The organism is Neisseria sp. HMSC078C12 (assembly GCF_001838065.1).
Taxonomy (GTDB): domain Bacteria; phylum Pseudomonadota; class Gammaproteobacteria; order Burkholderiales; family Neisseriaceae; genus Neisseria.
The window spans coordinates 272,783-298,985 of record NZ_KV835599.1 but is presented as its reverse complement, the minus strand read 5'-3'; the positions used below and the strand labels follow the sequence as shown (position 1 = coordinate 298,985).

The 26,203-nt window shown below is 48.9% G+C and carries 22 protein-coding genes and 2 pseudogenes; 9 read left to right on the top strand and 15 right to left on the bottom strand.

The annotated features are described in order from the left end of the window. A pseudogene (locus HMPREF2596_RS10975) lies at positions 1–232 on the bottom strand (transposase); the annotation flags it as partial. 233 nt (positions 233–465) lie between these two features. Further along, positions 466–840 (bottom strand): Mth938-like domain-containing protein, encoded by a 375-nt coding sequence (locus tag HMPREF2596_RS04930; RefSeq protein ID WP_070850010.1) that lies wholly within the window; start codon positions 838–840, stop codon positions 466–468. Between the two features lie 206 nt (positions 841–1,046). Between HMPREF2596_RS04930 and HMPREF2596_RS04925 the strand changes: the two genes are divergently transcribed. From HMPREF2596_RS04925 to HMPREF2596_RS04915, 3 genes are all read left to right on the top strand, one after another. After that, positions 1,047–2,354, top strand: a complete 1,308-nt coding sequence (locus HMPREF2596_RS04925) for a homoserine dehydrogenase (RefSeq protein ID WP_070850009.1) — start codon at positions 1,047–1,049, stop codon at positions 2,352–2,354. Continuing rightward, positions 2,347–2,781 carry a hypothetical protein gene (locus tag HMPREF2596_RS04920; RefSeq protein WP_036490891.1) on the top strand — a complete coding sequence of 145 codons (435 nt, stop codon included), beginning with the start codon at positions 2,347–2,349 and terminating at the stop codon, positions 2,779–2,781. The genes HMPREF2596_RS04925 and HMPREF2596_RS04920 overlap by 8 nt, the downstream gene beginning before the upstream one ends. A 145-nt stretch (positions 2,782–2,926) precedes the next feature. Next, a complete protein-coding gene (locus HMPREF2596_RS04915; RefSeq protein WP_070822153.1) occupies positions 2,927–3,421 on the top strand; it encodes a hypothetical protein in 495 nt (164 codons plus the stop codon). A gap of 45 nt (positions 3,422–3,466) precedes the next feature. Here HMPREF2596_RS04915 and HMPREF2596_RS04910 read toward each other — a convergent pair whose 3' ends face one another. Continuing rightward, positions 3,467–4,183, bottom strand: a complete 717-nt coding sequence (locus HMPREF2596_RS04910; protein ID WP_070850007.1) for an S-methyl-5'-thioinosine phosphorylase — start codon at positions 4,181–4,183, stop codon at positions 3,467–3,469. A 65-nt stretch (positions 4,184–4,248) separates the two neighbouring features. Next, positions 4,249–5,319, bottom strand: coding sequence for an AI-2E family transporter (locus HMPREF2596_RS04905; protein ID WP_070850005.1), 1,071 nt, complete (start codon positions 5,317–5,319; stop codon positions 4,249–4,251). 202 nt (positions 5,320–5,521) lie between these two features. On the opposite strand from HMPREF2596_RS04905, the gene purM reads away from it, so the two are divergent. Next, on the top strand, positions 5,522–6,556 hold the full coding sequence (gene purM, locus HMPREF2596_RS04900) for a phosphoribosylformylglycinamidine cyclo-ligase (RefSeq protein WP_070850004.1): 1,035 nt from the start codon (positions 5,522–5,524) through the stop codon (positions 6,554–6,556). A gap of 74 nt (positions 6,557–6,630) precedes the next feature. Here purM and HMPREF2596_RS04895 read toward each other — a convergent pair whose 3' ends face one another. From HMPREF2596_RS04895 to recO, 10 genes are all read right to left on the bottom strand, one after another. Further along, entirely contained in the window at positions 6,631–7,842 is a 1,212-nt protein-coding gene (locus HMPREF2596_RS04895) for an acetate kinase (protein WP_070850003.1), read from the bottom strand. 201 nt (positions 7,843–8,043) lie between these two features. Then, positions 8,044–9,213 carry a 2-methylaconitate cis-trans isomerase PrpF gene (prpF, locus tag HMPREF2596_RS04890; protein WP_070850001.1) on the bottom strand — a complete coding sequence of 390 codons (1,170 nt, stop codon included), beginning with the start codon at positions 9,211–9,213 and terminating at the stop codon, positions 8,044–8,046. 117 nt (positions 9,214–9,330) lie between these two features. After that, positions 9,331–11,937 carry a Fe/S-dependent 2-methylisocitrate dehydratase AcnD gene (gene acnD, locus HMPREF2596_RS04885; RefSeq protein WP_070850000.1) on the bottom strand — a complete coding sequence of 869 codons (2,607 nt, stop codon included), beginning with the start codon at positions 11,935–11,937 and terminating at the stop codon, positions 9,331–9,333. Positions 11,938–12,337: 400 nt separating this feature from the next. Further along, a complete protein-coding gene (prpC, locus tag HMPREF2596_RS04880) occupies positions 12,338–13,492 on the bottom strand; it encodes a bifunctional 2-methylcitrate synthase/citrate synthase (RefSeq protein ID WP_070849999.1) in 1,155 nt (384 codons plus the stop codon). 85 nt (positions 13,493–13,577) lie between these two features. Next, the gene (prpB, locus tag HMPREF2596_RS04875) at positions 13,578–14,453 is read right to left on the bottom strand and encodes a methylisocitrate lyase (protein WP_070849998.1); all 876 of its coding nucleotides are present in this window, start codon (positions 14,451–14,453) and stop codon (positions 13,578–13,580) included. A 765-nt stretch (positions 14,454–15,218) separates the two neighbouring features. Next, positions 15,219–15,641: a hypothetical protein gene (locus HMPREF2596_RS04870; protein WP_070849997.1), complete on the bottom strand. Its 423-nt coding sequence runs from the start codon at positions 15,639–15,641 to the stop codon at positions 15,219–15,221. 1 nt (position 15,642) lies between these two features. Beyond that, the gene (locus HMPREF2596_RS04865) at positions 15,643–16,443 is read right to left on the bottom strand and encodes an NUDIX domain-containing protein (RefSeq protein ID WP_210401063.1); all 801 of its coding nucleotides are present in this window, start codon (positions 16,441–16,443) and stop codon (positions 15,643–15,645) included. A gap of 153 nt (positions 16,444–16,596) precedes the next feature. Further along, complete coding sequence (gene acpS / locus HMPREF2596_RS04860; RefSeq protein ID WP_070849995.1) at positions 16,597–16,974, bottom strand: holo-ACP synthase; 378 nt, start codon at positions 16,972–16,974, stop codon at positions 16,597–16,599. A gap of 88 nt (positions 16,975–17,062) precedes the next feature. Further along, positions 17,063–17,791, bottom strand: a complete 729-nt coding sequence (gene pdxJ, locus HMPREF2596_RS04855) for a pyridoxine 5'-phosphate synthase (RefSeq protein ID WP_070849993.1) — start codon at positions 17,789–17,791, stop codon at positions 17,063–17,065. Between the two features lie 68 nt (positions 17,792–17,859). After that, complete coding sequence (gene recO, locus HMPREF2596_RS04850) at positions 17,860–18,603, bottom strand: DNA repair protein RecO (RefSeq protein ID WP_070849991.1); 744 nt, start codon at positions 18,601–18,603, stop codon at positions 17,860–17,862. 139 nt (positions 18,604–18,742) lie between these two features. Here recO and HMPREF2596_RS04845 point away from each other — a divergent pair. Both HMPREF2596_RS04845 and HMPREF2596_RS04840 read left to right on the top strand, forming a co-directional pair. After that, positions 18,743–20,200, top strand: a pseudogene (locus HMPREF2596_RS04845) (patatin-like phospholipase family protein). Between the two features lie 100 nt (positions 20,201–20,300). Then, complete coding sequence (locus tag HMPREF2596_RS04840) at positions 20,301–21,035, top strand: epoxyqueuosine reductase QueH (protein WP_070849989.1); 735 nt, start codon at positions 20,301–20,303, stop codon at positions 21,033–21,035. Positions 21,036–21,086: 51 nt separating this feature from the next. On the opposite strand, the gene HMPREF2596_RS04835 is transcribed toward HMPREF2596_RS04840, so the two are convergent. Then, positions 21,087–21,419: a stress response protein gene (locus tag HMPREF2596_RS04835; protein ID WP_070849987.1), complete on the bottom strand. Its 333-nt coding sequence runs from the start codon at positions 21,417–21,419 to the stop codon at positions 21,087–21,089. Positions 21,420–21,811: 392 nt separating this feature from the next. Here HMPREF2596_RS04835 and nrdA point away from each other — a divergent pair, with 392 nt between their 5' ends. The 3 genes from nrdA (at position 21,812) to nrdB (ending at position 26,178) form a co-directional block, all read left to right on the top strand. Beyond that, positions 21,812–24,091 carry a class 1a ribonucleoside-diphosphate reductase subunit alpha gene (gene nrdA / locus HMPREF2596_RS04830; protein WP_070849986.1) on the top strand — a complete coding sequence of 760 codons (2,280 nt, stop codon included), beginning with the start codon at positions 21,812–21,814 and terminating at the stop codon, positions 24,089–24,091. A gap of 67 nt (positions 24,092–24,158) precedes the next feature. After that, entirely contained in the window at positions 24,159–24,899 is a 741-nt protein-coding gene (locus tag HMPREF2596_RS04825; RefSeq protein ID WP_070849983.1) for an NYN domain-containing protein, read from the top strand. A gap of 145 nt (positions 24,900–25,044) precedes the next feature. Next, entirely contained in the window at positions 25,045–26,178 is a 1,134-nt protein-coding gene (gene nrdB, locus HMPREF2596_RS04820) for a class Ia ribonucleoside-diphosphate reductase subunit beta (RefSeq protein ID WP_039863698.1), read from the top strand. The last annotated feature ends 25 nt before the right edge of the window (positions 26,179–26,203 follow it).

Below are 26,203 nucleotides of genomic sequence, written 5' to 3'. Positions count from 1 at the left end.
TCGAGTTCGGGATCGGAGAGGCTGTGCCATTGGCCGAGCAGGACGGCTTTGAACATGGACAACAGGGGATAGCGGGACGACCGCGGTGGTCTCGGAGGTAACGGGTTCTTTGACGATTCAGGTATTGTTCGACCGGTTGCCAATCAATCACCTGATCCAACTTCAATAGTGGGAAACGGTCGATGTGTTTGGCAATCATGGCTTGGGCAGTTTGCTGGAAGAAGGTGGTCATGGAAAATCCCCTGAATGTCTTAGTAGGAATTTAGGGGATTTTTGGGGGGATTTTGCAAAGGTCTCGGCCGTCTGAAAAACCTTTCAGACGGCCTTTTTGTTTTTGAATATTGTAAGTGATTGTAGAATTAAGAAAAACAGGAATTGATAGACTAAAATACTAGCATTATTAATTTAACATAATATAAATTATGCGAACTTAAACTGTTATGATGTAAAAGCCTTTTTCACAAATTATGGCCACAACCAAGCCCATGTACTTCGGCCTTCGCCTTGCAGTAAAACTAAAGTTCGGCAAGCTGAGGCTGTGTTCATGCATTCGAGGCCGACTCCGTAAGTTGATAAGGCTGCGGCAATTTTGGGATGCATGAATTGTTGTTTCGCTCCGGTACCGATAATGATGACTTCAGGACGGTTTTCTGCTGCTTCAATTGCAGATACAAAAATTTGTTCGTTTAATTCTCCGATGGTCGCTTGAGGAATGATGCTAATTTTGCCATCTTGCCAGCAAATGGGTTTTGAGTATGTTTGTTCACCAATTTGCAATATGCCTTGAGAGGATGAAAAAAATGATGTGGCTTCGGCGATATGGTTTTCTGTAATTTTCATGGTAATTCCTGTTTTTATGGCGGAACAATTTTTCAGACGGCCTCTGGAAACTTGCAAAAAAAGGTGCAAAATCAAGCAATATCAGGTAGGATTCAATGTTTGACCTTGTGCATTGATGCTTTGCTCTGAATTGACGATTGCAAGCGATTATAACAAGCCTTGGTTTTTCGTGATTATTTTAAAGTATCGGCTCAAAAGGAGACACAATGAAGCCAGTAAATATCGGTCTTTTAGGTTTGGGTACAGTCGGTGGCGGTACGGCTACTGTATTGCAGGACAATGCTGCGGAAATCAGCCGCCGTTTGGGACGCGAAGTCCGTATTTCTGCTGTTTGCGATTTGAGCGAAGAAAAAGCCAAACAAATTTGCCCGAATGCTGCTTTTATCAAAGATCCGTTTGAGCTGGTTCAACATCAAGATGTTGATGTTGTTGTTGAATTATTTGGCGGTACCGGTATTGCCAAAGATGCGGTATTGAAGGCGATTGAAAACGGCAAACATATTGTTACTGCCAATAAAAAACTGCTGGCCGAATACGGCAATGAAATTTTCCCTTTGGCGGAAGAAAAAAATGTCATGGTGCAGTTTGAAGCTGCTGTTGCCGGCGGTATCCCCATTATCAAGGCTTTACGTGAAGGCTTGGCTGCGAACCAAATCCGCAGTATCGCCGGTATCATTAATGGCACCAGCAACTTCATTCTGACTGAAATGCGCGAAAAAGGCAGTGCGTTTGCAGACGTATTGAAAGAAGCTCAGGCTTTGGGCTATGCTGAAGCCGATCCTACTTTTGATATCGAAGGTCATGATGCCGGCCATAAAATTACGATTATGAGTGCATTGGCATTTGGTACGCCGATGAACTTTTCTGCCTGCTATTTGGAAGGTATCAGCAAACTCGACAGCCGCGACATCAAATATGCTGAAGAGCTTGGCTATCGTATTAAATTGTTGGGGATTACCCGTAAAACCGACAAAGGCATCGAGTTGCGCGTACACCCTACTCTGATTCCTGAAAGCCGTCTGTTGGCTAATGTGAACGGCGTGATGAATGCTGTCCGTGTCAATGCCGATATGGTTGGTGAGACTTTGTATTATGGTGCCGGCGCCGGTGCATTGCCGACTGCTTCTGCCGTGGTTGCCGATATTATTGATATTGCCCGCCTGCTTGAAGCGGAAACTGACCACCGTGTTCCTCACTTGGCATTCCAACCTTCACAAGTTCAAGCGCAAAATATTCTGCCTATGGATGAAATCACCAGCGGCTACTATCTGCGCGTTCAAGCAACTGATGAGCCGGGTACTTTGGGTCAAATTGCCGCCCTCTTGGCCAAAGAAAATGTTTCTATCGAGGCTTTGATTCAAAAAGGTGTGATTGATCAAAGTACTGCCGAAATCGTGATTTTGACTCACACAACTGTGGAACGTAATGTCAAACGCGCTATCGCAGCGATTGAGGCACTGAGCTGCGTGGATGCTCCGATCACCATGATCCGTATGGAAAGCCTGCATGACTGAGCAACAAACAGACAGGCCGTCTGAAGAACAACTGGCGGCCAGAAAGAAAGCCAAGGCAAAAATCCGTACCATCCGTATTTGGGCATGGGTAATTTTGTCTTTGCTGGCGCTGACTGCCCTGCTCTCGCAATGCGCCATGAACAAGCCGCAGATGAAACAAAATGTGGTGGAGTCTTGCGTGAAAAACATTCCTTTCGCTGAAAAATGGCAAGCTGATTTGAAGGCAAAAGGTTTGGATGCGCAAAACGAGAAATTGGCTCAAGACTATTGTGTCTGCATGTGGGATCAGCCTTTAAGCAAACTCTCTGACGAGCAAATCCGAACCTTCGGCAAAATCAGTCCTGAGGAGCAACTCAAACTCTTGGGTGGCGCGGAAGCCTTTGAGGCACGCGATAAGCAATGTGTGGCTGATTTAAAGGCTGAATAAACCAATATCGGTTTAAACCAAAGATACAAGGCCGTCTGGAATTTCAGACGGCCTTTCTTATATTAATTAAATAATAATAGGAATTGATTTCATTATATTTTAAGTTTAAGATAGCTTGGTTAATTGCTTTTCTATGGTTGTTGCCATGCGCTACCACTTTCCTATTGCCGTTGATATTTATGATTTTTTGTATACCGGCCGGTTTGATTATTTGGAAATCGGACAATCGGCAGAGTCTATTTTGCAGATGTTTCCTGCGCCTGATTGCGTCCCTAAAGGCTTGTTGGTACAAAAAGGCTGGAATATTTGGCTTTATGGCGATATCGAGCTGCATTTCTCCGACAATCGACTGACTCAGATTCGTGCTGATTTTCAGCCTGATGCGGCCTTAAGCGGTGGCCGTTGGGTAAAGTTGAATCCGTGGTTTTTCGCAAATGGCTGCCTTGATGTGTATGCCGTCATTCAACGTTTGGTGCAACGCAATATCGATTTTATTAAAACGGAAACGCATACCAATTTAATTTTACACTTGCAAAGCGGGGTTGAATTGATTTTTGAAAAATGTCGGGGCATGCAACTTGCCTCGTTCCGCAAACAAAAAGCCTCTCTGCCCTACTGGGCGCGCGAAACGGCTTCTTAAATAAACAATGCCGTCTGAAAACCTCATTTCAGACGGCATTATCAATTACAAACCATTCAATAACTGTCGGATTTTGGTCATTGTCATAGAAACCTGTTCGTTACAGCCTTCATTCCCTTTTCCATTATCAAAACAATCAATGCTGCTGACGCTGCAAAAGTGGGCATAGGCCATTTTCAACTCCCTGGCCAAAACGGCTTCTGGCATACCGGTCATCCCGAGTACATCTACGCCGTCGCGGCGATAACGGGCGATTTCGGCATGGGTCGGGCGGCGCGGGCCTTGCAGGCAGCCATAAACGGCGGCGTCGTAAATCGGCACATTGTGTTCTTTTGTGATGTTCAATAATTCTTGCCGCAACTCATGGCTATAAGGGTTGAAAAAATCGGTATGGACGACCGGGCATTCTTGGCCTTCAAAAAAGGTATCTTTACGGCCATAGGTATAGTCGATCAAATCGTCCGGCAGCACCAGGCTGCCGTTTTCAAAATCAGGATTGATGCCGACGACTGAGGAAATGGCAATGATGTTTTCAACGCCTAAAGAGTGCAACGCCCAGATATTGGCGCGGTAGTTGATTTCATGCGGCGCGATGGTATGGCTGAAGCCGTGTCGGGCAAGGAAAACAATGTCCAAGCGCCCCAACCTGCCGAATAAAATAGGGCTGCTGGTTAAGCCGTAAGGGGTGCGGACGATTTTCCGTTCGGTAATTTCGAGCTCCGGCAGTTTGGTCAAGCCGCTGCCGCCGATAATGGCTAACATATAAACTTCCTTTGTTATCAATGGCCGTCTGAAACTTGGATTTCAGACGGCCTTAATATCATTATTTATTTATGTTTGTAGAAATGGCTGCCGAAATAAGCAGATGCGCCTTCACGCAATAAAACCAATGTTACGGCGGCAAGCGGCAGACCGGCAAGCATACCGACAAAACCCATCAGTTGTCCGAAAGCCATCAACGAGAAAATCACCCAGAACGGAGACAAACCGATGCGGTCGCCGACGATTTTAGGCGTAATGAAAAAGCTTTCCAAGAATTGTCCGACACCGAATACAGCCCAAACCATCAACAAACCCTGCCATGAGCCATATTGCAAAAGTGCGGCGATTGTCGCCAGCAAAAGGCCGGTAAATGCGCCCAAATACGGAATAAATACCAAAATACCGGCAATCATACCGATGGCAAAGCCAGAATCCAAACCGACCAACATCAAGCCCAAGCCATAGACCAAGCCCATAATCATCATAACCATCAGCTGGCCGCGCAGAAACTCACCTAAAACTTCGTCCATATTGCTGCTGATACGCGTGTAGGTCTCGATAAAACGGCGTGGAACCAATTTGCTGATTCCGGAAGACCAGCGTTTCCAATCCAACAAGAAGTAATACAGCAGCAAAGGCAGCAATACCAAATTGCTGACGCCGCTGATCACGTTGCCGCTTTGACGCATCAAGGTAGGAATCCATGCTTTGAGCGTATTGCTCAACTCATCCGTATGCGACTGCAACCATGCGATGATTGATTCTTGATCGATTTGAATATAATTCCCGCTGACGCTGTTGAGCCACGGCAGCAATTTGTTTTGAACAAAGCCCACGATTTGCGGCAGGCGTTCGGCCAGATTGTTAAACTGGTTCAACAACATAGGCACGATAATCAGCATCAACGCCAGTAATATCAGCAAAGCAAGCGCCATAATAATCATAGAGGCCGGTGCGCGGCGGATACGCCTCAGTTGTAGCCATTCGACCAAGGGATTCAAAACATAGGCTAAAACGGCGGCTACAATAAACGGCGTCAAAACATCGCCCAAGGCATATAAAAGCCAAATAAAGGCTGCGATAACGCAAGCCATAATTACCCACGGTTTTGCGCCACGTTCTTTCTTTTGATACATAAAAAGGTATTTCCCAATTGATGTTTAAGGTTTTCAAAATAAATAAGCAGTATAACAGATTCACAAAGGCCGTCTGAAAGTGCGGCACCAATCAAGGCAAAATAAAATTGTTAACAATAACGCCAAAAAATTCAGCCTGAATCCTCCAATTTAAGATAAAATACGCTCCGACAATCTACCCATACCCGAATAAGGAAATCCAATGAGCACTTCTTTGAGCTATCGTGACGCAGGCGTGGATATCGACGCAGGCGATCAACTGGTCGAAAACATCAAACCTTTTGCCAAACGTACTATGCGCCCTGAAGTGTTGGGTGATTTGGGCGGTTTCGGCGCTTTGGTCGAAATCGGCAAAAAATACAAAAATCCGGTATTGGTTTCCGGTACGGACGGCGTCGGCACCAAGCTGAAACTGGCATTCGACTGGGACAAACACGATACCGTCGGCATCGATTTGGTTGCCATGAGCGTCAACGACATTTTGGTTCAAGGTGCAGAACCTTTGTTCTTCTTGGACTATTTCGCTTGCGGCAAGCTGGATGTTGCCCGCGCGACTGATGTGATTAAAGGTATTGCCCAAGGCTGCGAAGAATCCGGTTGCGCTTTGATTGGCGGTGAAACTGCCGAAATGCCGGGCATGTATCCCGAAGGCGAATACGACTTGGCCGGTTTTGCCGTCGGCGTGGTTGAAAAAGAACGCGTGATTAACGGCCGCAGCATTCAGGCCGGAGACGTTGTTTTGGGCTTGGCTTCCAACGGCGCACACTCCAACGGCTACTCTTTGGTACGCAAAATCATCGAGCGCGACAATCCCGATTTGGACGCGGAATTCGACAACGGCAAAACTTTGCGTGAAGCCATCATCGCCCCTACCCGTCTATATGTGAAACCTATCCTTGCCGCTTTGGAAAAATTCACCATTAAAGGCATGGCCCACATTACCGGCGGCGGCATTACCGAAAACGTACCTCGCGTTTTGCCTGAAAATACCGTTGCACAAATCGATGCCAAAGCGTGGGAATTGCCTAAATTGTTCCAATGGCTGCAAAAAGCAGGCAATGTGGAAACCCAAGAAATGTACCGTACGTTCAACTGCGGTATCGGCATGGTCGTTATTATTGCTAAAGAAGATGCTGATGCAGTACAAGCTTTCTTGAGCGAACAAGGTGAAACCGTTTACCGCTTGGGCTCAGTTCGTGAGCGCAACGGTGACGAACATCAAACCCAAGTGGCTTGATTGAGATGTAATTAAAAAAGTGCGGATGATGAATCCGCACTTTTTATTGTTTATGGCCTAGGAAAATCTTCGCCCTAGCCTACTTCTTCCATAAAGCCGGCCAACTGCGCCGTATCGTGGGCAATCATCAGCTCTTCATTGGTTGGCACAACCAAAACAGCCGGAGAGGAAGCGGTCGGGCTGATAATGCCTGAATTGCCGTAGCGTTTTTCCATATTGGCTTTGGTGTCGATGTGCAGACCCAAGAAATCAAGATAGGAAACGGTTTTGGCACGGATGTTACGCGAGTTTTCGCCGATACCGCCGGTAAACACGAGCGCGTCAACGCCGCCGCAAGCCACAGCCATAGAAGCAATGTATTTGGCAAGGCGGTAGGTCATGACTTCCAGGGCCAAACGCGCACCTTCATGACCTTCGTCCGCCGCGATTTCCAAAGAACGGCAGTCGTTGGAAAGTTCGGAAATACCGAGCAAACCTGATTTTTTGTTCAACATTTCATCAACTTGGGCAACATCCAAACCGGCATGGGAAGTCAGATAGCTGTATACGCCCGGATCGATGTCGCCGCAACGTGTACCCATTACCAAACCTTCGATCGGCGTGAAGCCCATACTGGTGTCAACGGATTTGCCGTTTTTAATGGCGGTAATGGATGCGCCGTTGCCTAAGTGGGCAATAATCATGCGGATGTCTTCCAACGGTTTGCCCAAGATGCGTGCGGCTTCAGGGGCAACGTAACGCATACTGGTACCGTGGAAACCGTAGCGGCGGAAAGCGTATTTTTTACGCAATTCGCGTGGAACGGCATAAGTGTAGGCACGCTCCGGCATGGTTTGGTGGAACGAAGTATCCATCACGCCGACATTGGGCAGACCGGGGAAATGTTCTTGCGCAGCCAAAATACCGTTGATATTGGCAGGGTTGTGCAGCGGAGCGAGCGGAATGCAGGCTTTGAGTTCGTCCATTACTGCTTGGTCGATCAAAACAGATTCATTGTATTTTTCGCCGCCGTGGGCAATGCGGTGGCCGATGGCTTTGATGCGGTCGTGCAAGCCGTGTTTTTCAAGCTCTTTCAACAGCATACCCACCGCACCGGCGTGGCAGTTGCGCCCTGCCAAGGGAGCTTGGCATTTTTTACCGTCTTTGCTGAACGTAATGATTGCTTCGGGCGTACCCAAACGTTCGCCGAGACAGCTTAGGAGAACTTTACCGCTTTTACGGTCGATAACGGCACCTTTAAGTGAAGAGCTGCCGCAGTTCAGAACAAGAATGAGTTGGTTGGACATGGTGTTTCTCCTTTGAATTTTTGATTGTTTTTTTGGTTTCAGGCCGTCTGAAAAGCGAACGCTTTCCGGATTGCCTTTGGTTTGGTGTTTAGTCAGGCTTCATGCCCAACCCTAATCTCCATTGCAAGTATCGCTACCTGACTAAAATCTGCTTATTTGGTTTTCAGACGGCCTTGTTTCATAGCGTGGCCGTCTGAAAACTTAAAAGCAATCTTCCGGCACTCGGACTTGTCCTTCCATAATCACGCGTGCGCTACGGCTCATGACCGCTTTAGTGGCCGTCCATTGTCCGTCCTGACATTCGGCGGCGGCACCGACACGCAACGTACCTGACGGATGACCGAAGCGGACTTCTTTACGCGCTCCGCCTCCGGCTGCGAGGTTGACCAGCGTACCGGGCACGGCGGCGGCGGTAGCGATGGCGACCGAAGCGGTACCCATCATGGCGTGGTGCAATTTGCCCATACTCAGCGCGCGTACCAACAAGTCGATGTCGGCCGCTTTGACGGTTTTGCCGCTTGAAGCGGTGTAATCGGCCGCGGGGGCGACAAAAGCGACTTTCGGAGTATGGGCGCGGGTGGCGGCTTCGGATACATCGCTGATCAAGTCCATTTTCAGCGCGCCATATGCGCGGATGGTTTCAAATTTTTCCAGAGCCGCAGCATCGTTGTTGATGTCGTCTTGCAACTCTTTGCCTGTATAGCCCAAATCTGCGGCATTCAAGAAAATGGTTGGAATGCCGGCATTGATAAGCGTGGCTTTCAGACGGCCTATATTCGGTACATCAATTTCATCGACTAAATTGCCGGTTGGGAACATACTGCCTTCGCCGTCGGCTGGATCAAGAAATTCGATTTGTACTTCGGCTGCCGGGAACGTTACGCCGTCCAACTCAAAATCACCTGTTTCCAAAACTGCGCCGTTTTGCATCGGTACATGGGCAATAATGGTTTTGCCGATGTTTTTCTGCCAGATTTTGACGGTACACAGGCCGTCTGAAGGGATTTTGGATTTATCAACCAAGCCTTGTTCGATGGCAAATGCGCCCACGGCGGCGGTCAGATTGCCGCAGTTGCCGCTCCAATCAACAAAAGGTTTGTCGATGGAAACTTGCCCGAAAAGGTAATCAACGTCGTGGTCGGCACGTTCGGACTTATCCAAAATCACCGCCTTGCTGGTGGACGAACTGGCATTACCCAAACCGTCTATCTGCTTGCCGTAAGGGTCGGGACTACCGAGTACGCGCAACAAGATTTTGTCGCGTGCCTCGCCTGCTTCCTGCGCAGCGGCCGGCAGATCGGTGCGTTTGAAGAAAATGCCTTTAGATGTACCGCCGCGGTAGTAAACGGCTGGAATTTTAATTTGCGGCATTTTGAGTTCTCCTTTGTATTTCTAGTATGGTTTTTTCAGACGGCCTCTCAAACATTCGAGGCCGTCTGAAAACCTTTTTTAGCGTAGCCCGGACATTTTAACTATGCCCGATTTACCTTACGCTGCATTTCCTTCTAAGAAGTCTTGTGCGAAGCGTTGCAACACGCCACCGGCTTCATATACTAATACTTCTTCCGCAGTATCGAGGCGGCAGGTAACCGGAACTTCGACGGTTTCGCCGTTTTTACGGTGAATCACGAGGGTCAGGTCGCAGCGCGGCGTGCGTTTGCCGACAACGTCGTAGGTTTCCGTACCGTCCAGCTGCAGGGTGTGGCGGTTGGTACCCGGTTTGAACTGCAGCGGCAATACGCCCATACCGATCAAGTTGGTGCGGTGGATACGCTCGAAGCCTTCGGCAACAATCGCTTCCACGCCCGCGAGGCGTACGCCTTTTGCAGCCCAGTCGCGGCTTGAGCCTTGCCCGTAGTCTGCACCGGCAATGATGATGAGCGGCTGTTTGCGGTTCATATAGGTTTCGATGGCTTCCCACATGCGCATGGTTTGGCCTTCGGGTTCAACGCGTGCCAGCGAACCTTGGCGTACGCTACCGTCTTCGTTTTTCACCATCTCGTTAAACAATTTGGGATTGGCGAAGGTGGCACGTTGGGCGGTGAGGTGGTCGCCGCGGTGGGTGGCGTAGGAGTTAAAGTCCTCTTCGGGCAAACCCATTTTCGCCAGATATTCGCCCGCCGCACTCGCCGCCAGAATCGCGTTGGACGGCGAAATGTGGTCGGTGGTGATGTTGTCGGGCAAAATAGCCAGCGGACGCATACCTCTTAATGTGCGTTCCCCTGCCAGTGCACCTTCCCAGTAAGGTGGGCGGCGGATATAGGTGGACATCGGACGCCAGTCGTACAGCGGGCTTGGGGCTTTTTGCGCTTTGCCGGTGTCGAACATCGGTACATACACGTCGCGGAACTGCTGCGGTTTCACATATTCGGCAACGACGACATCGATTTCTTCGTCGGTCGGCCAGATATCTTTCAGGCGGATTTCGCGGCCGTCTGAAACGCCGAGTACGTCATTTTCAATATCGAAACGGATGCTGCCTGCCAGCGCGTAGGCAACGACCAACGGAGGCGAAGCGAGGAAAGCCTGTTTCGCATACGGATGGATGCGGCCGTCGAAGTTTCGGTTACCGGACAATACGGCGGTAGCGTACAAATCGCGGTCGATGATTTCCTGCTGAATTTTCGGATCCAGCGCGCCGCTCATGCCGTTGCAGGTGGTGCAAGCGAAGGCAACGATACCGAAGCCGAGTTTTTCCATTTCGGGCAACAAGCCTGCTTCTTTCAAATAAATTTCAGCTACTTTTGAACCCGGGGCAAACGAAGATTTCACCCAAGGTTTGCGTTTCAAACCGAGGCGGTTGGCATTGCGTGCCAAGAGCGCGGCGGCGACAACGTTGCGCGGATTGGAAGTATTGGTACAACTGGTAATCGCGGCAATAATCACTGCACCGTCAGGCATTTGGCCGTCTGAAGGCTCTTCGTAAGGTTTAGCCAAGCCTTTGCTGGCCAAATCAGCGGTCGCAAAACGGGCATGCGGGTTACTTGGACCTGCCATATTGCGCGTTACGCTGCTCAAATCAAATTTCAATACGCGAGGATAAACGGCGGTTTTCAAGGCATCTGCCCACAAGCCTGCGGTTTTGGCGTAGGTTTCTACCAATTTCACTTGCGCGTCGTCGCGCCCGGTCAGTTTCAAATAATCAATGGTTTGCTCGTCGATGGCGAACATAGCGGCAGTCGCGCCGAACTCCGGCGTCATGTTGGAAATGGTGGCACGGTCGCCGATCGACAGGCTTCTTGCACCTTCACCGAAAAACTCGACAAATGCGCCAACCACGCGCTCTTTACGCAAGAATTCGGTCAGTGCCAACACGATGTCGGTGGCAGTAATGCCCGGCTGGCGTTTGCCGGTCAGCTCAACGCCGACGATATCAGGCAGGCGCATCATGGAGGCACGGCCCAACATCACGGTTTCGGCTTCCAAACCGCCCACGCCTACGGAAATCACGCCCAATGAATCGACGTGCGGCGTATGTGAGTCTGTGCCGACGCAGGTATCAGGGAATGCCACGCCGTTTTTGACTTGGATAACTGGCGACATTTTTTCCAAGTTGATTTGGTGCATAATGCCGTTGCCCGCCGGAATCACGTCCACATTTTCAAACGCGGTTTTTGTCCAGTTGATGAAGTGGAAACGGTCTTCGTTACGTCTGTCTTCGATTTCGCGGTTTTTGCGGAAGGCATCAGGATCATAACCGCCGCATTCAACGGCCAGAGAGTGGTCGACGATAAGCTGGGTTTGCACCACAGGATTCACTTTGGCAGGATCGCCGCCTTTTTCGGCAATCGCATCGCGCAGGCCTGCCAAATCCACCAACGCTGTCTGACCCAGAATATCGTGACACACCACGCGCGCGGGATACCAAGGGAAGTCGATTTCCTGTTTTCCCTCAATCAGCTGGCCCAGCCAGCTTTGCAGCGTAGGCAGGTCGACTTTGTCTGCGCGGTTGACCAAGTTCTCAGCCAAGATGCGGCTTGTGTAAGGCAGCTTGTCGTAAGAGCCTGGTTTGATGTCTTCACACGCCTGACGCGCGTCGTAATATTCCAAATCCGTACCGGGCAAAGCTTTGCGGTAGCGTTGGTTGGCAGTCATGTCGGTTCTCCTAAAATCTATTCTTTTTTTGGTTTTGGGTTTCAGACGGCCTGTTGATTCGGACCTTCAGGCCGTCTGAAACCATAAATTCGGTTTTATTGCTTGTGATTTGAAATCTATTCGCGGTATGAAAAAAATTGCTGCTCCGCTACCATCATTCCCGTATAGACGGAAATCCAAACTTAAATTTTTCAGCACTCTTTACAGCAGAACATTTCAACTTTTGAATTTCTGCCTGTATGGGAATGACGACAGCAGAGCAGCATGTTTTCCAAACGGCCGGCTCTCTCTCTCGCATACTGCACTAGGCCGTCGAAAAACGAAAACTTAATTTATTCATTGTTTTCAAACGGCATTTCGAGATGGGGCGGGCTGGCGCCCCACCCTGCTGCTACGCGTATTAGCGGTTTTCAATCTCCACGAATGCCAAATCTTCAGGGCCTGTGTAGTTTGCGCTCGGACGGATGATTTTGCCGTCTTTGCGTTGCTCGAGAACGTGTGCGCTCCAACCGGTTGTACGGGAAATTACGAACAGCGGTGTGAACATAGCGGTCGGTACGCCCAATTTTTGGTAGGAAACGGCGGAGAACCAGTCCAGATTCGGGAACATTTTTTTCTCTTCCCACATCACGCTTTCCAAGCGTTCGGCAATGTCAAAGAGGCGCATATCGCCGGTTTCTTTGCTCAAACCGCGTGCCACTTCTTTAATGACAACGTTGCGAGGGTCGGAAATGGTGTACACCGGATGACCGAAACCGATCACGATTTCTTTACGGCCGATGCGTTCGCGGATGTCAGCTTCAGCTTCGTCGGCATTGCGGTAGCGTTTTTGAATATCGTAAGCCACTTCGTTCGCGCCGCCGTGTTTCGGACCTTTCAATGCGCCGATGGCGCCGGTGATGCAGGAATACATATCAGAGCCTGTACCGGCAATCACGCGGGCGGTGAAGGTAGAAGCGTTGAACTCATGCTCCGCATACAGAATCAGTGAAACGTGCATGGCTTTGATGTGTGATTCGCTTGGGCGTTTGCCGTGCAACAGGTGCAGGAAATGGCCGCCGATGGTGTCTTCGTCGCTTTCAACTTCAATGCGTCTGCCGTTGTGCGAATATTGATACCAATACAACAAGATGCTGCCGAGGCTGGCGATCAGTTTGTCGGCGATGTCGCGCGCTTCACTTTCCGGATGGCTTTCGCGTTCGGGATGAACACAGCCCAGCATGGATACACCGGTACGCATCACATCCATCGGATGGGTATGTGCAGGCAGGCTTTCCAACACTTTAATCACACGGATAGGCAGGCCGCGCATGGATTTGAGCTTGGTTTTATAAGCGGCCAACTCGAATTTGTTGGGCAGATGGCCGTGAATCAGCAGGTGGGCGACTTCTTCAAACTCGCATTTTTGTGCCAAGTCCAAGATGTCGTAACCGCGATAGCTCAAATCGTTGCCGGTACGGCCGACGGTACACAATTCGGTATTGCCCGCCGCAACGCCGGAAAGCGCAACGGATTTTTTCGGTTTGAAAGTCGGGGTTTGCGTAGTTGCAGTCATGGTATTTCTCCTTTGTATTTTTATGGGTTTTATTTTTTCAGACGGCCGATACGGATTTGCTGAAAGGCCGTCTGAAAGCGGTTAATCATTTTTGAAACAACTTATCCAGTTTTTGCTCGAAGGCGTGATAGTTCAGATGCTCGTACAGCTCGGCACGAGTTTGCATACTGTCAACCACCGCCGCCTGCGTGCCGTCGCGCATAATCGCTTCATAAACATTCAGAGCGGCTTTGCTTGCTGCACGGAACGATGACAGCGGATACAGCACCAGCGATACGCCGTTTGCAGCCAGCTCGCTTTGGGTATAAAGTGGCGTTGCACCAAATTCGGTAATGTTCGCCAATACAGGTACTTTCACTGCATCTGCAAATTGGCGGTACATGTTCAAATCGGTCATGGCCTCAGGGAAAATCATGTCTGCACCGGCTTCGACACAAGCCTGAGCGCGTTCGATAGCGGCATCCAAACCTTCTACCGCCAGTGCATCGGTACGCGCCATAATCACGAAGTTCTCATCAACGCGCGCATCGACGGCAGCTTTGATACGGTCGACCATTTCATCTTTAGAAACAATGGCTTTGTTCGGACGGTGGCCGCAGCGTTTTTGTGCTACCTGATCTTCGATGTGAACCGCTGCAACACCGGCGCGTTCAAAGTTGCGAATCGTACGAGCGATATTGAACGCTCCTCCCCAACCCACATCGATGTCCACCAGCAAAGGCGTATCCACATTGTCCGTAATCCGCCGCGCATCAATCAGTACATCTTCCATTGTGGTGATGCCCAAATCAGGGATACCGCAAGAGCAGGCTGCCACGCCGCCACCGGACAGATAAATCGCCTTGAAACCGCTTTGGGTGGCCAATCGTGCAAAGTAAGCATTGACGCAACCGACTACGGCAAGAGGATTCGATTCTTTCACGGCTTGACGGAAACGTGCTCCGGCAGAGTGTTGACTCATCATATTTCTCCTTTATAGACTTTTTTCATCAGTATTAATCGGACGGCTCGGTTTTTTCACAACCTGAAACGAACCGTTTAAAAATAAACAATTATTCTGAAAACTGTTTTCAGACGGACTGTAAAATTTCAATTATCAACCATCTGAAAATTTAAAATCAATAAATACAAATAGTTATCAAAACCAATAAATACAATAAGGCTGAAGCGGAGGTATTTGTTTTTTAAATATTATTAATCAGTATATGAATGCAACAGGGGAAAGAAGTTTTAAAACCCGAAGTGTTTGTGGGAATGCGGAAACTGGATTCGGGTTGAGAGCCTTCAGACCGCCGCGACTGGCAATAAGCAGACGACGACGGGATCGGCGGAGAGGGGAGAAAATCTATAACAAGAGAGAGTGGTTTGATACAGATTCATGATGATGTTCCTTTGTAGTGCGATGTAGTTTTTATTTATGGAAACAAATTTAAAAAATAAAACCGGTCTTGTCAAACACTTTTTTCAAAAAATTTATAAAAAATTCAGTTGCTAATAAATGATTCTTTAGCAACAAACATAAAAAACGGACAGTCCCTGCCACATCAAACCCTGATGTAGCCTGGCTTCTGTCCGTTTTGTATTTTTGGTTTATAGTCAGAATGATTGTAAACAATCCATCAAAAAATAATTTATAATTGATTCATTTATAAGGAATTTTTAAATACGTTATCAAAAAAATTAGATTTTTTTAGCCTATGGCCGTTCAGACGGCCCTATCGGATGGCTACTTCGCGCTAAATGCCGTCTGAAAAGTCTGTTTGCCGACGGTAATATCGGCAGTGTAATCATGGCGGCCCTCGACACAAAATGGCAAGCGGATTTGCAAAGCCTGCCAGCTTTGCGGCGATTGTTGCGCCAGATTATAGCGGTTAAAACCCATGTCCATGTTTTTCATACTGAAACTGATGCTGACCGCGCCCGTATTTTGCGGAACATTCTCTATCACGATATCAAACGGCTCGTGCGTATTGATGGATGTTGCACGCACTTTTGAACCGTCAGGCAGAACGCAGCCTTGTGTTAAATTACATTCGACTACTTTCGTTTTTGATTGCTGTTGCTGCCACCAATCCAAGAGCAGCAGTTTGGCCGCCGCAAACACAATCAGTAAAACAGCGGCAATCAAAAGCTTTTGATTTTTACTCATTTCAGACGGCCTCAATGTCATTATCGGTCAAAACGGCATGCGCACCCATGCTCTGCCACTGTTCGCGATAAATGGAAACCAGACTTTCCGGAACTGCTACAATCAGTGGCATCGCCACGCCTTGCGCCAAAATATCCGCAACTCGCCCGGCAGCCGCTTCATTCGCCACTTTCCAAACAACGGCATCCGCATTTTGCACCTGCCGCCATTGTTCGGCATTTTCAATGATTGGCCACGCGCTGGACGCTTCTTGCAGCTTGCCTTGTTGCCAATCGGCAAATTCCAGCAATACGGCAGATGCGGTTTGATGAGCCAATCCATACGGCACAACATGATATTCGCCCATGCTGTTTTGACCGCTAAAGCCGCTTTTCAGACGGCCTTGAAGCCGGCGCGGAATGGATAGGGAGCGTAACAATGCGCTATTGGCTGGCAGCATCGGCGCAACGGTAAAATCCCCTGCTTTTTGCCATGCCCATTTCTGCCCTTCCCTCGATTGGATTTCGCCCGTCCATTGGTCGGCTTCCACCCATAAAAAATGCAGGCGTACATGTGCGTGTTCGTAGGAATGGACTTTGGTCAGCCACGGCGTAGCGGCGAGGATACGGATACCGAGTTCTTCTTCAAACTCGCGTTGCAAGGCTTGAAAATCGCTTTCACCGGCTTCCACCTTGCCGCCGGCAAATTCCCAATAGCCTGCATACGGCTTGCCCTCTGGGCGGGAACTGAGCAGGTAGCGGCCGTTTTTGTCGAGCAAAATTCCGGCAACCACTTGCACCAAGGGACGTGTGTCTTCAATCATCATGAGATTATTCTTATACGTAGCAGGCAGCGACACCTGCCGATTTATGCGTAAAAAAACGATGTCGGGCCCATGCGCCCGACTTTTAACAAATATCTAATCCTTCAGGCCGTCTGAAAAGGATGTTCTATTCCAGAATACTTAAATCCGGCCTTATTTTTCCGCAATGACAAAAGCCATGACGGTATCTTCTTCATCGCTCATGCTCAGATGACAGCCGCGGATGCCATGCTCTTCCAGCCATTTGCTCAAAGCCGGTGCAAAAAACAATTCAGGCTTGCCCAATGCGTCATGCCCGACACCGATATTGCGGAAGGACACCACGCCGCGTATGCCCGTACCAACGGCTTTGGCAAAAGCCTCCTTGGCGGCAAAGCGTTTGGCAAGATAGTTGACCGGTTTGCCTGCCTGCGGAAATTCCAACAGCTCTTCCGGGCTGAGAATGCGTTGCGCAAATGCCAGTCCGAATTTTTTGTTCAGGCGGATAATGCGTTTGAGGGAAACAATATCCGTGCCTATTCCGTAAATCATGGGTCTGCTCCTTGTTTAAATAGTCAGGCCGTCTGAAAATGCGGCTACCGGCCAAAGCAAACCGCTTTAGCCGGTATGGCTGATGCCCTTAAGGCAGCATTCTGGCCCTGAACATGACTTCCTTCATTTGGCGGACCGCTTCAGGCAGGCCGAGGAAGAGTGCTTGGGAAATCAGAGAGTGGCCGATGTTCAGCTCGCGAATGGCGAGAATTTGGGCAATCGGCGTTACGTTGTGAATGGTCAGGCCGTGTCCGGCGTTGACGATCAAGCCTAAATCGCTGGCGTAATGCGCACCATTTTGAATGCGCTCGAATTGTTTCATTTGCTCGGCGTGGCTGTGCGCATCGGCATATGCACCGGTGTGCAATTCAATAACGGGGGCGCCGACATCATAAGCGGCTTGGATTTGCGCGTTGTCGGCATCGATAAACAAGGACACGCGGATGCCTGCGTCGGTCAGGATTTTGGTGAACTCGGCCACTTTATCCTGTTGCGCCAATACGTCCAAACCGCCCTCGGTGGTTACTTCTTGGCGTTTTTCAGGCACGATGCACACATCTTCCGGCATCACGTTGAGCGCGTTTTCCAGCATTTCTTCCGTCAGCGCCATTTCCAAATTCAGGCGCGTGCGGATGGCGTTTTTAACGGCAAACACGTCCGCATCTTTAATATGGCGGCGGTCTTCACGCAAGTGCATGGTAATTAAATCTGCGCCGTGGGTTTCCGCAATCAGCGCCGCTTCGACAGGGCTGGGATAAATCGTACCGCGCGCATTGCGGACGGTGGCAATATGGTCGATGTTTACGCCTAACAACATAATAATGTCCTTTCTTTAAAGTTTCAGACGGCCTGAGCCTGCTCATATTCACAGGCCGTCTGAAAAATTCAACTGTCCAAACCAAACTGCTGCAACTGCTGCAAAACCTGCCGAGACTTGATGCCCTCGGGCAGAAGGTTGTCAATTAAAAGCCGCGTCACTTTCAAAGCCTGCCCCAGACTTTCCTGATGAACGAAACTGCCTTCCCTCAAATCGATTAACGTCGCACCCGATACGGCAACGCCTTTATTGAGCGCGTGAAAGCGGTCGGCCTCGGCCAAGGGAACCACAGCCTCTTCCGGCGTGAGCCAATACGTTTCTTCGCCGTTGATTTCATTGCCGTTGCCGTCATGGAACAAATCGGGGGCAAAGCCCAAGCGTGTCAGCAGCGTCCATTCAAAACGGCGCAATGCGGCAATGTGGTTGGCCTCGCGGCAAATGGTTTTCATGGTTTCCGCCAAAACATCGTAAAGCTCGGGCAACGGGTCTTCGCGGACGGTCAACTTCAGCATCAACTCGTTCACATACAATCCGCTGAATAAAGCCCTGCCCTGCGGCTGCGGCCAACCGCCTATCCATTCGGCGCGATGCAGGGTCTTCAACTCTTGCGAACCATACCAAGACGCACTCACCGGCACAAACGGCACCAACACGCCGCGCAATTCGCTCTGCCGTTTACGTGCGCTTCTGGCCAACAAAGCCACACGTCCATAACGGCGGCTGAAGGCCTCCACCCACAAGCTGCTCTCGCGCCAAGGGGCGGAAGCAAGCAGAAAGACAGGTTCGTGGTTGATGCGGTTCGGTTGCGCCATAAGGGTTTGGAAAGATAAAGATTGTGTCGATTATAACGGAAAATCGACACAAAAGGCCGTCTGAAAGGTCTGCTTCTGTGAACAACGCCTGAAAACCTTTATAATCCGTTTTCAATAATTTTCCGATTTTGTTGACTTTATGCCGAAATTCCCGCTCAAATCCACGCTTTCCATACTTTCTCTCGCCCTGTTATCCGCCTGCTCCTTGGTGAAATACCAACCCATTGCCGGTATTGATGCAGTCGATTTGAAGCAAGGCTACCGCTTTGAAACCAGCAAACTCCAGCGTGAAGACGATGACGATACCTTAATTGTCGTCATGTTTTCAGGCGGAGGAACGCGTGCGGCGGCCTTGGGTTACGGCGTTTTGGAACAGCTCAACCAGCAGCAGGTAACCATCGGCGGCAAAAGAAAATCCTTGCTGGCCAACGTCGATGTCGTCGTCGGCGTATCCGGCGGATCGGTTTTGGCCGCCTATTTCGCATTAAAAGGCGAAGACACCATCCCATTGTTTTACAAACGTTTCCTACACCAAAACTTCTAACGCCAAGTCATCAAACAAGCCTTTTCCATGTCCAACCTGCCCCGACTGGCCTCGCCTGAATACGGACGCGGAGATTTGTTGCAGGAGCAGTTTGAAAACTATCTTTTCGGCAAGACCACTTTCCGCGATTTGGAAAAACACGGTAAAGGCCCGTTTGCCATCATTTCCGCCACCGATATGGGCATAGGTGAACGCTTCAACTTCACGCAGGAATACTTTGATCCGATGTGTATCGACCTGGGCAACCTCCGCATCGCCCGCGCCGTCGCCGCATCCAGTTCCGTCCCCATGGTCTTTGCACCGATTACCCTAAACAACAACGGCGGTCGCTGCAACTACACGCCGCCGATTAAAATCGAAGATGTAGACGACAGTGAAACAGGCAGACAACAAAGCCGCACCATAAAAGAGTTTTACGAGCGCTTCCAAAAATACGCAGACGGGAAAAACCGACCCTACATCCACCTGATAGACGGCGGTCTGACCGACAATCTGGGCATGCGCAGCCTTTTGGATATGACGGAAATGTACCCGGAAAAAATCCTGACAAATAAAATCCTGCAAAACAACATCCGCCATATCGTCGTCATCAACGTCAATGCGCAAAACCAAGTCAGCAGCAATTTGGACAAAACCGCGGCCGTTCCCGGTTTCCGCGACGTCGTCTCCTCCATCGTCAATATCCCCATCGACCAAAACTCGCAAGAATCCCTGCGCCGTTTCCGCGCCTTCGTCGATCAGTGGAATAAAGACAAACAGACTGACGGCATCAGTTTCTCCTTCGTCAGCCTTAACCTCAAAGACCTCCCTCCTTCCGAGTTGAGGGAAAAAGTATTGAACATTCCGACCAGTTTTTATCTGCCGCCGGAAGACGTGGACAACCTGCGTACCGCCGCTGCCGAACTGATGAAGCAATCGTTGGACTACCGCAACCTGCTGACAGAATTTGCAGCGCACCACAATCCCGATGCCATCTTTGCCGAACCGCCGCCGGACGCTAAAGATTTCAAACCGTTAAACGAAAAAGAAACACAGAAACAATCTGTTCCATAAAGTATTGCTCTGTTAAAATAGACAAATAGATTTCAACCCCTTCAGACGGCCTCAGAGATAAAGGCCGTCTGAAACAAAATATCAAAAACAGAATACAACCATGACCGAAAAAACCAAGCCTATCGTTACCGATATCGACCGCCCCATCCTCGTTCCGCCCGGTGGCCATAAAAAAGTCCTGCTGCATTCCTGCTGCGCTCCGTGCAGCGGCGAAGTAATGGAAGCCCTGCTCGCCAGCGGCATCGACTACACCATTTATTTTTACAACCCCAATATCCATCCGCACAAAGAATATATGTTGCGTAAAGAAGAAAACATGCGCTTTGCGGATAAATTCGGCATTCCCTTCATCGACAAAGACGACGACTACGAAAACGACCGCAAAGAATGGTTCGCCAAAGCCAAAGGCATGGAATTCGAACCTGAACGCGGTATCCGTTGCACCATGTGTTTCGATATGCGTTTTGAAAAAGCGGCACAATATGCCCATGAAAACGGCTTCCACGTGTTCACCAGCTCATTAGGCATTTCACGCTGGAAAGACATGAAACAGATCAACGGCTGCGGCCATCGCGCTGCCGAGCCCTACGATGACCTGGTTTATTGGGATTTCAACTGGCGCAAAGGCGGCGGCAGCGCACGCATGATTGAAATCAGCAAACGCGAACATTTCTACCAACAAGAATACTGCGGTTGCGCCTACTCCCTGCGCGACTCCAATGCCCACCGCAAATCGCAAGGCCGCATCCCCATCAAGCTGGGCGTATTGTATTACGGTGATGAATCCACCCAATACGAGCCTCAAGCCGAAAACAAAATCATTGTTGAGAAATAAATATCAAAGGCCGTCTGAAACATTCAGACGGCCTTTATTCAAATCAGAGGATTAACGGCGGCGGAATTTGCCGTGATCAAAATCATCAAATGCCTGATAAGCGGCTTGGCATTGAATTTTTTGCTCGGCATAAGGCAAACCGCGGAACGCTTTTTCCGCTTTACGGTTTTCCCTCAGCTCGGCCTTGTTGCCTTTGTAGCGATACCAAGTGGCACGGCGCTCAAGGTATTGCTTGCAGGCAGGATGCAATTTGTTTTTCTTCGCTGGCTGGTGTTTGCTCGCCTGAGGGCCATGCGGCTTGGCCGCCACCTCGGCAGAATAAGCACCCAAGCTCAATACGGTAACCGCCGCAAGTGCGGAACCTAAATTTTTCAGCATCAACATGGATTCTTCTCCTAAATAGTTTTTCCATTATATGTTTCGCCTAGGCACCGGCAAAACGCCCATTTTTCACATGACAAAAATGTGGTTAATTACTACATCATACTACTTCCTTTGCAAAATTTAACACACCTTCCATTTAGACGAAACCTGAATATAAATCTCTTTATTTCATAAGCCTCTAGACAAATTTTAAACAAATGTGATGCAAACACAAAATAATGCCTGACCGCCACAAACCCACATAAAACCTAGCCTGAGCCATTCCCCTCTTTAATCAACCCCTGAAAAAAGCGCATTGTCAAGTCTAGTTAAACAAAGAAAAATACATTATATTGTGCCGTTCAAAGCAATCAAATACCGTATCTTGTGTTTTTTAATGGGAAGACTGAATAATGAATGCAGCAACGAATATTAAAGTAACCAAACGCGACGGACGCTTGGAAGATATCGATTTAGACAAAATCCACCGTGTTGTTACTTGGGCGGCGGAAGGCTTACAAAACGTCTCCGTATCGCAAGTCGAGCTCAAATCACATATTCAGTTTTACAACGGTATCCGTACCGACGACATCCATGAGACCATCATCAAGGCCGCGGCCGACCTGATCTCACAAGACACGCCTGATTATCAATATCTGGCCGCCCGCCTCGCCATTTTCCATCTGCGCAAAATCGCTTACGGCGAGTTCGAACCGCCCCACCTCTACGATCACGTTAAAAAACTGACCGAAGCAGGCAAATACGACCGCCACATCATCGCAGATTACAGCCGCGAAGAATTCGACGAGCTGAATGCCTATATCGACCACAGCCGCGACATGACCTTCTCTTATGCTGCCGTGAAACAGCTGGAAGGCAAATATCTGGTTCAAAACCGCGTTACCCGCCAAATTTATGAAACGCCTCAGTTCTTATACATTTTGGTGGCCATGTGTCTCTTCAGCAAATATCCGAAAGAGACCCGTTTGGATTACGTCAAACGCTTTTATGACGCCGTTTCCACATTCAAAGTATCGCTGCCTACGCCTATCATGAGCGGCGTGCGTACGCCTACCCGTCAATTCTCAAGCTGCGTATTGATTGAATGCGACGACAGTCTCGACTCCATCAACGCCACCACCAGCGCGATTGTGAAATACGTTTCCCAACGCGCGGGCATCGGCATCAACGCCGGCCGTATCCGCGGCTTGGGCAGCGAAATCCGTGGCGGTGAAGCACAACACACCGGCTGCATCCCATTCTTCAAAATGTTCCAAGCAGCGGTTAAATCCTGCTCGCAAGGCGGCGTACGCGGCGGCGCGGCAACCTTGTTCTACCCATTGTGGCACATCGAAGCCGAAAGCCTGTTGGTATTGAAAAACAACCGCGGCGTAGAAGACAACCGTATCCGTCAGCTGGACTACGGCGTACAAATCAACCGCCTGCTGTACACCCGCTTGATTAAAGGCGGCAATATTACCCTGTTCTCGCCGAATGAAGTTCCCGGCCTGTACGACGCTTTCTTTGCCGATCAAGACGAATTCGAACGCCTCTACACTCAATACGAGCAAGACCCAAACATCCGCAAACGCACTTTGCCGGCAACAGAATTGTTCTCCACCCTGATGCAGGAGCGCGCCGGTACCGGTCGTATCTACATCCAAAACGTTGACCACTGCAACACACACAGCCCGTTTGATCCACGCGTTGCGCCTGTTCATCAGTCCAACTTGTGCATGGAAATCGCTCTGCCGACCAAACCGCTGGACAACATCAACGATCCGAACGGCGAAATTGCCTTGTGCACCTTGTCCGCCTTCAACTTGGGCGCATTGAACAACTTGGACGAACTGGAAGAGCTTGCCGATTTAACCGTACGCGCACTTGATGCCCTGTTGGACTATCAAGACTATCCGGTTGCAGCCGCACGCACCGCGACCATGAACCGCCGCACACTCGGCATCGGCGTCATCAACTACGCCTACTATTTGGCGAAAAACGGCGTACGTTACAGCGACGACTCCGCCCTCGGCCTGACCCACCGCACCTTTGAAGCCATGCAGTATTACCTGCTCAAAGCATCGGTGAACCTTGCCAAAGAATACGGCGCATGCCCACTGTTCAACCAAACTGTTTATTCGCAAGGCAAACTGCCTATCGACACCTACAAAAAAGACTTGGACGCCGTGTGCAACGAGCCTTTGCACTACGACTGGGAAAGCCTGCGTGCCGACATCGTCAAATACGGCCTGCGCAACTCTACCCTGACCGCACTCATGCCGTCTGAAACCAGCTCGCAAATTGCCAATGCCACCAACGGCATCGAGCCGCCACGCGGATTGGTAACGGTCAAAGCATCGAAAGACGGTATTTTGAAACAAGTCGTGCCGGAGTTTGAAACCCTGAAAGACGCCTACGAAACTCTGTGGCAGCTTCCCGGCAACGAAGGCTACCTGAAACTTGTCGGCGTAATGCAAAAATTCGTCGATCAATCGATTTCCGCCAATACCGCCTACGACCCGAACAAATTTGAAGGCAGCAAAGTTTCCATGAAACAAATGCTCAAAGACCTGCTGACCGCCTATAAATACGGTGTCAAAACCCTGTACTACCACAACACCCGCGACGGTGCGGACGATACGCAGACCGATATTCAGGATGACGGCTGCGCAGGTGGGGCCTGTAAGATTTAATAAGGGGGATTTTCAGACGGCCTCACGAAGTTGTCTGAAATAATAAATAACATAGGGGAAAAATAAATTGAAAAATATACCTGAGCAATCTATTGTTGCTCTTTTTATAGATGCGGATAACGCACCTTTTGGGAAAATTGATTTTATTCTTAATGAACTTGCAAATTATGGTTCAGTAATGATAAGAAAAATTTATGGGAATTGGAAAAGTGACCAATTAAAAGGTTGGGAAGCTGTCTTATTGGATTATGCTCTAGCACCTGTTCAACAGTTTGATTATACAAAGGGTAAGAATGCAACTGATATGGCGATGACCATAGATGTAATGGATTTATTATTTCAAGATAAAATAGACGTTTTTTGCATTGTTTCTTCCGATTGTGATTTCACACCGTTAGCAATGAGAATAAAAATGGAAGGGAAACAAGTCATTGGTTTTGGCGAACATAAAACACCTAAGTCGTTGGTTGCTGCATGTAGCAAATTTTTATTTTTAGATGCAAGTTTTGATAAAAGCAGTGGGACAAATGCTCAACCAGCTGAAATTCGGAAGAGAGCTGCTAATGAACTTAAATGTGATACCACATTAATGAATTTATTAAGAGAAGCCATTGCTAATAGTTGTGATGAAGACAGTTGGGCATCATTAAGTAATGTTGGGAAGATTATCAATAACCAATCATCTTTTGATAGTAAAAATTATGGTTATACGAAGTTGGGAGATTTAGTGCGTGTAATTGATATTTTTGAAACTAGGTTGTCAGAAAATCGTTCACAAATGTATATCCGAAATAAAAGAGCAAAGTGAAAAATGAAAGTTATTTAAATAATGGCTTGTGATTGAGGTTTGTAAATAATTTTCAGATGGTCTTGTTTTGAATATCAAAAGGTACTCTGAAAACTAAATATTATTTTTTAAAAAGAGAAACACTATGTCCTGCGAACACCTAGTCATGTCATACAGCACCTTTTCCAAAACCAAAAACGACGCGCTGAAAGAGCCGATGTTTTTTGGTCAGCCAGTGAATGTTGCTCGTTATGACCAGCAGAAATACGAAGTATTTGAAAAACTGATTGAAAAGCAGCTGTCGTTTTTCTGGCGGCCGGAAGAAATCGACGTGTCGCGCGACCGTATTGACTACGCCAATCTGCCCGAACACGAAAAACATATTTTCATCAGCAATTTGAAATACCAAACCCTGCTCGATTCGATCCAAGGCCGCAGTCCGAACGTTGCGTTCTTGCCTTTGGTGTCTATTCCCGAGCTGGAAACGTGGATTGAAACGTGGAGCTTCAGCGAAACCATCCACTCGCGCAGCTACACTCATATCATCCGTAATATCGTGAATGATCCGTCAGTCGTGTTCGATGATATTGTGCAAAACAAATACATCATCGCCCGTGCTGAAGACATTGCCTGCTATTATGATGATTTGATTGAATACACTCAATATTACAATCTGTTGGGCGAAGGTTCGCACAATATCGGTGGCAAGCTCGTTACCGTGTCTTTGCGTGAGTTGAAGAAAAAGCTCTATCTCTGCCTGATGTGCGTCAACGTATTGGAAGCCATCCGCTTCTACGTTTCATTCGCCTGCTCTTTCGCCTTTGCCGAGCGCGAATTGATGGAAGGCAACGCCAAAATCATCAAGCTGATTGCCCGTGACGAAGCCCTGCACCTGACCAGCACCCAGCATATGCTCAACCTGATGCGTGCCGGTGCCGATGATCCTGAAATGGCTGAAATTGCCAATGAATTGCAGGACGAGTGCTTCAACCTCTTCAAAAAAGCAGCCGAGCAGGAAAAAGAATGGGCGGCCTATCTGTTTAAAGACGGCTCAATGATTGGCCTGAACAAGGAAATTCTGGCTCAATACGTTGAATACATTACCAATCTGCGTATGCAGGCGGTTGGCCTTCCTGCCGGATTTGAAGGTGCGACCCAAAATCCGATTCCGTGGATTAACGCATGGCTGTCTTCTGACAATGTACAGGTTGCGCCGCAAGAAGTGGAAATTTCCTCTTACCTGATTGGTCAGATTGATTCGGAAGTCAATGCCGACGATTTGGGCGATTTCGAGCTGTAATCGAACATTCGGTTTTATGATCAAG

Bases quoted from the DNA above. Each gene is read 5' to 3' on its own strand.
- HMPREF2596_RS04930 (WP_070850010.1), bottom strand. From the start codon at position 840: ATGAAAATTACAGAAAACCATATCGCCGAAGCCACATCATTTTTTTCA.
- HMPREF2596_RS04925 (WP_070850009.1), top strand. From the start codon at position 1,047: ATGAAGCCAGTAAATATCGGTCTTTTAGGTTTGGGTACAGTCGGTGGC.
- HMPREF2596_RS04920 (WP_036490891.1), top strand. From the start codon at position 2,347: ATGACTGAGCAACAAACAGACAGGCCGTCTGAAGAACAACTGGCGGCC.
- HMPREF2596_RS04915 (WP_070822153.1), top strand. From the start codon at position 2,927: ATGCGCTACCACTTTCCTATTGCCGTTGATATTTATGATTTTTTGTAT.
- HMPREF2596_RS04910 (WP_070850007.1), bottom strand. From the start codon at position 4,183: ATGTTAGCCATTATCGGCGGCAGCGGCTTGACCAAACTGCCGGAGCTC.
- HMPREF2596_RS04905 (WP_070850005.1), bottom strand. From the start codon at position 5,319: ATGTATCAAAAGAAAGAACGTGGCGCAAAACCGTGGGTAATTATGGCT.
- purM (WP_070850004.1), top strand. From the start codon at position 5,522: ATGAGCACTTCTTTGAGCTATCGTGACGCAGGCGTGGATATCGACGCA.
- HMPREF2596_RS04895 (WP_070850003.1), bottom strand. From the start codon at position 7,842: ATGTCCAACCAACTCATTCTTGTTCTGAACTGCGGCAGCTCTTCACTT.
- prpF (WP_070850001.1), bottom strand. From the start codon at position 9,213: ATGCCGCAAATTAAAATTCCAGCCGTTTACTACCGCGGCGGTACATCT.
- acnD (WP_070850000.1), bottom strand. From the start codon at position 11,937: ATGACTGCCAACCAACGCTACCGCAAAGCTTTGCCCGGTACGGATTTG.
- prpC (WP_070849999.1), bottom strand. From the start codon at position 13,492: ATGACTGCAACTACGCAAACCCCGACTTTCAAACCGAAAAAATCCGTT.
- prpB (WP_070849998.1), bottom strand. From the start codon at position 14,453: ATGAGTCAACACTCTGCCGGAGCACGTTTCCGTCAAGCCGTGAAAGAA.
- HMPREF2596_RS04870 (WP_070849997.1), bottom strand. From the start codon at position 15,641: ATGAGTAAAAATCAAAAGCTTTTGATTGCCGCTGTTTTACTGATTGTG.
- HMPREF2596_RS04865 (WP_210401063.1), bottom strand. From the start codon at position 16,443: ATGATTGAAGACACACGTCCCTTGGTGCAAGTGGTTGCCGGAATTTTG.
- acpS (WP_070849995.1), bottom strand. From the start codon at position 16,974: ATGATTTACGGAATAGGCACGGATATTGTTTCCCTCAAACGCATTATC.
- pdxJ (WP_070849993.1), bottom strand. From the start codon at position 17,791: ATGTTGTTAGGCGTAAACATCGACCATATTGCCACCGTCCGCAATGCG.
- recO (WP_070849991.1), bottom strand. From the start codon at position 18,603: ATGGCGCAACCGAACCGCATCAACCACGAACCTGTCTTTCTGCTTGCT.
- HMPREF2596_RS04840 (WP_070849989.1), top strand. From the start codon at position 20,301: ATGACCGAAAAAACCAAGCCTATCGTTACCGATATCGACCGCCCCATC.
- HMPREF2596_RS04835 (WP_070849987.1), bottom strand. From the start codon at position 21,419: ATGTTGATGCTGAAAAATTTAGGTTCCGCACTTGCGGCGGTTACCGTA.
- nrdA (WP_070849986.1), top strand. From the start codon at position 21,812: ATGAATGCAGCAACGAATATTAAAGTAACCAAACGCGACGGACGCTTG.
- nrdB (WP_039863698.1), top strand. From the start codon at position 25,045: ATGTCATACAGCACCTTTTCCAAAACCAAAAACGACGCGCTGAAAGAG.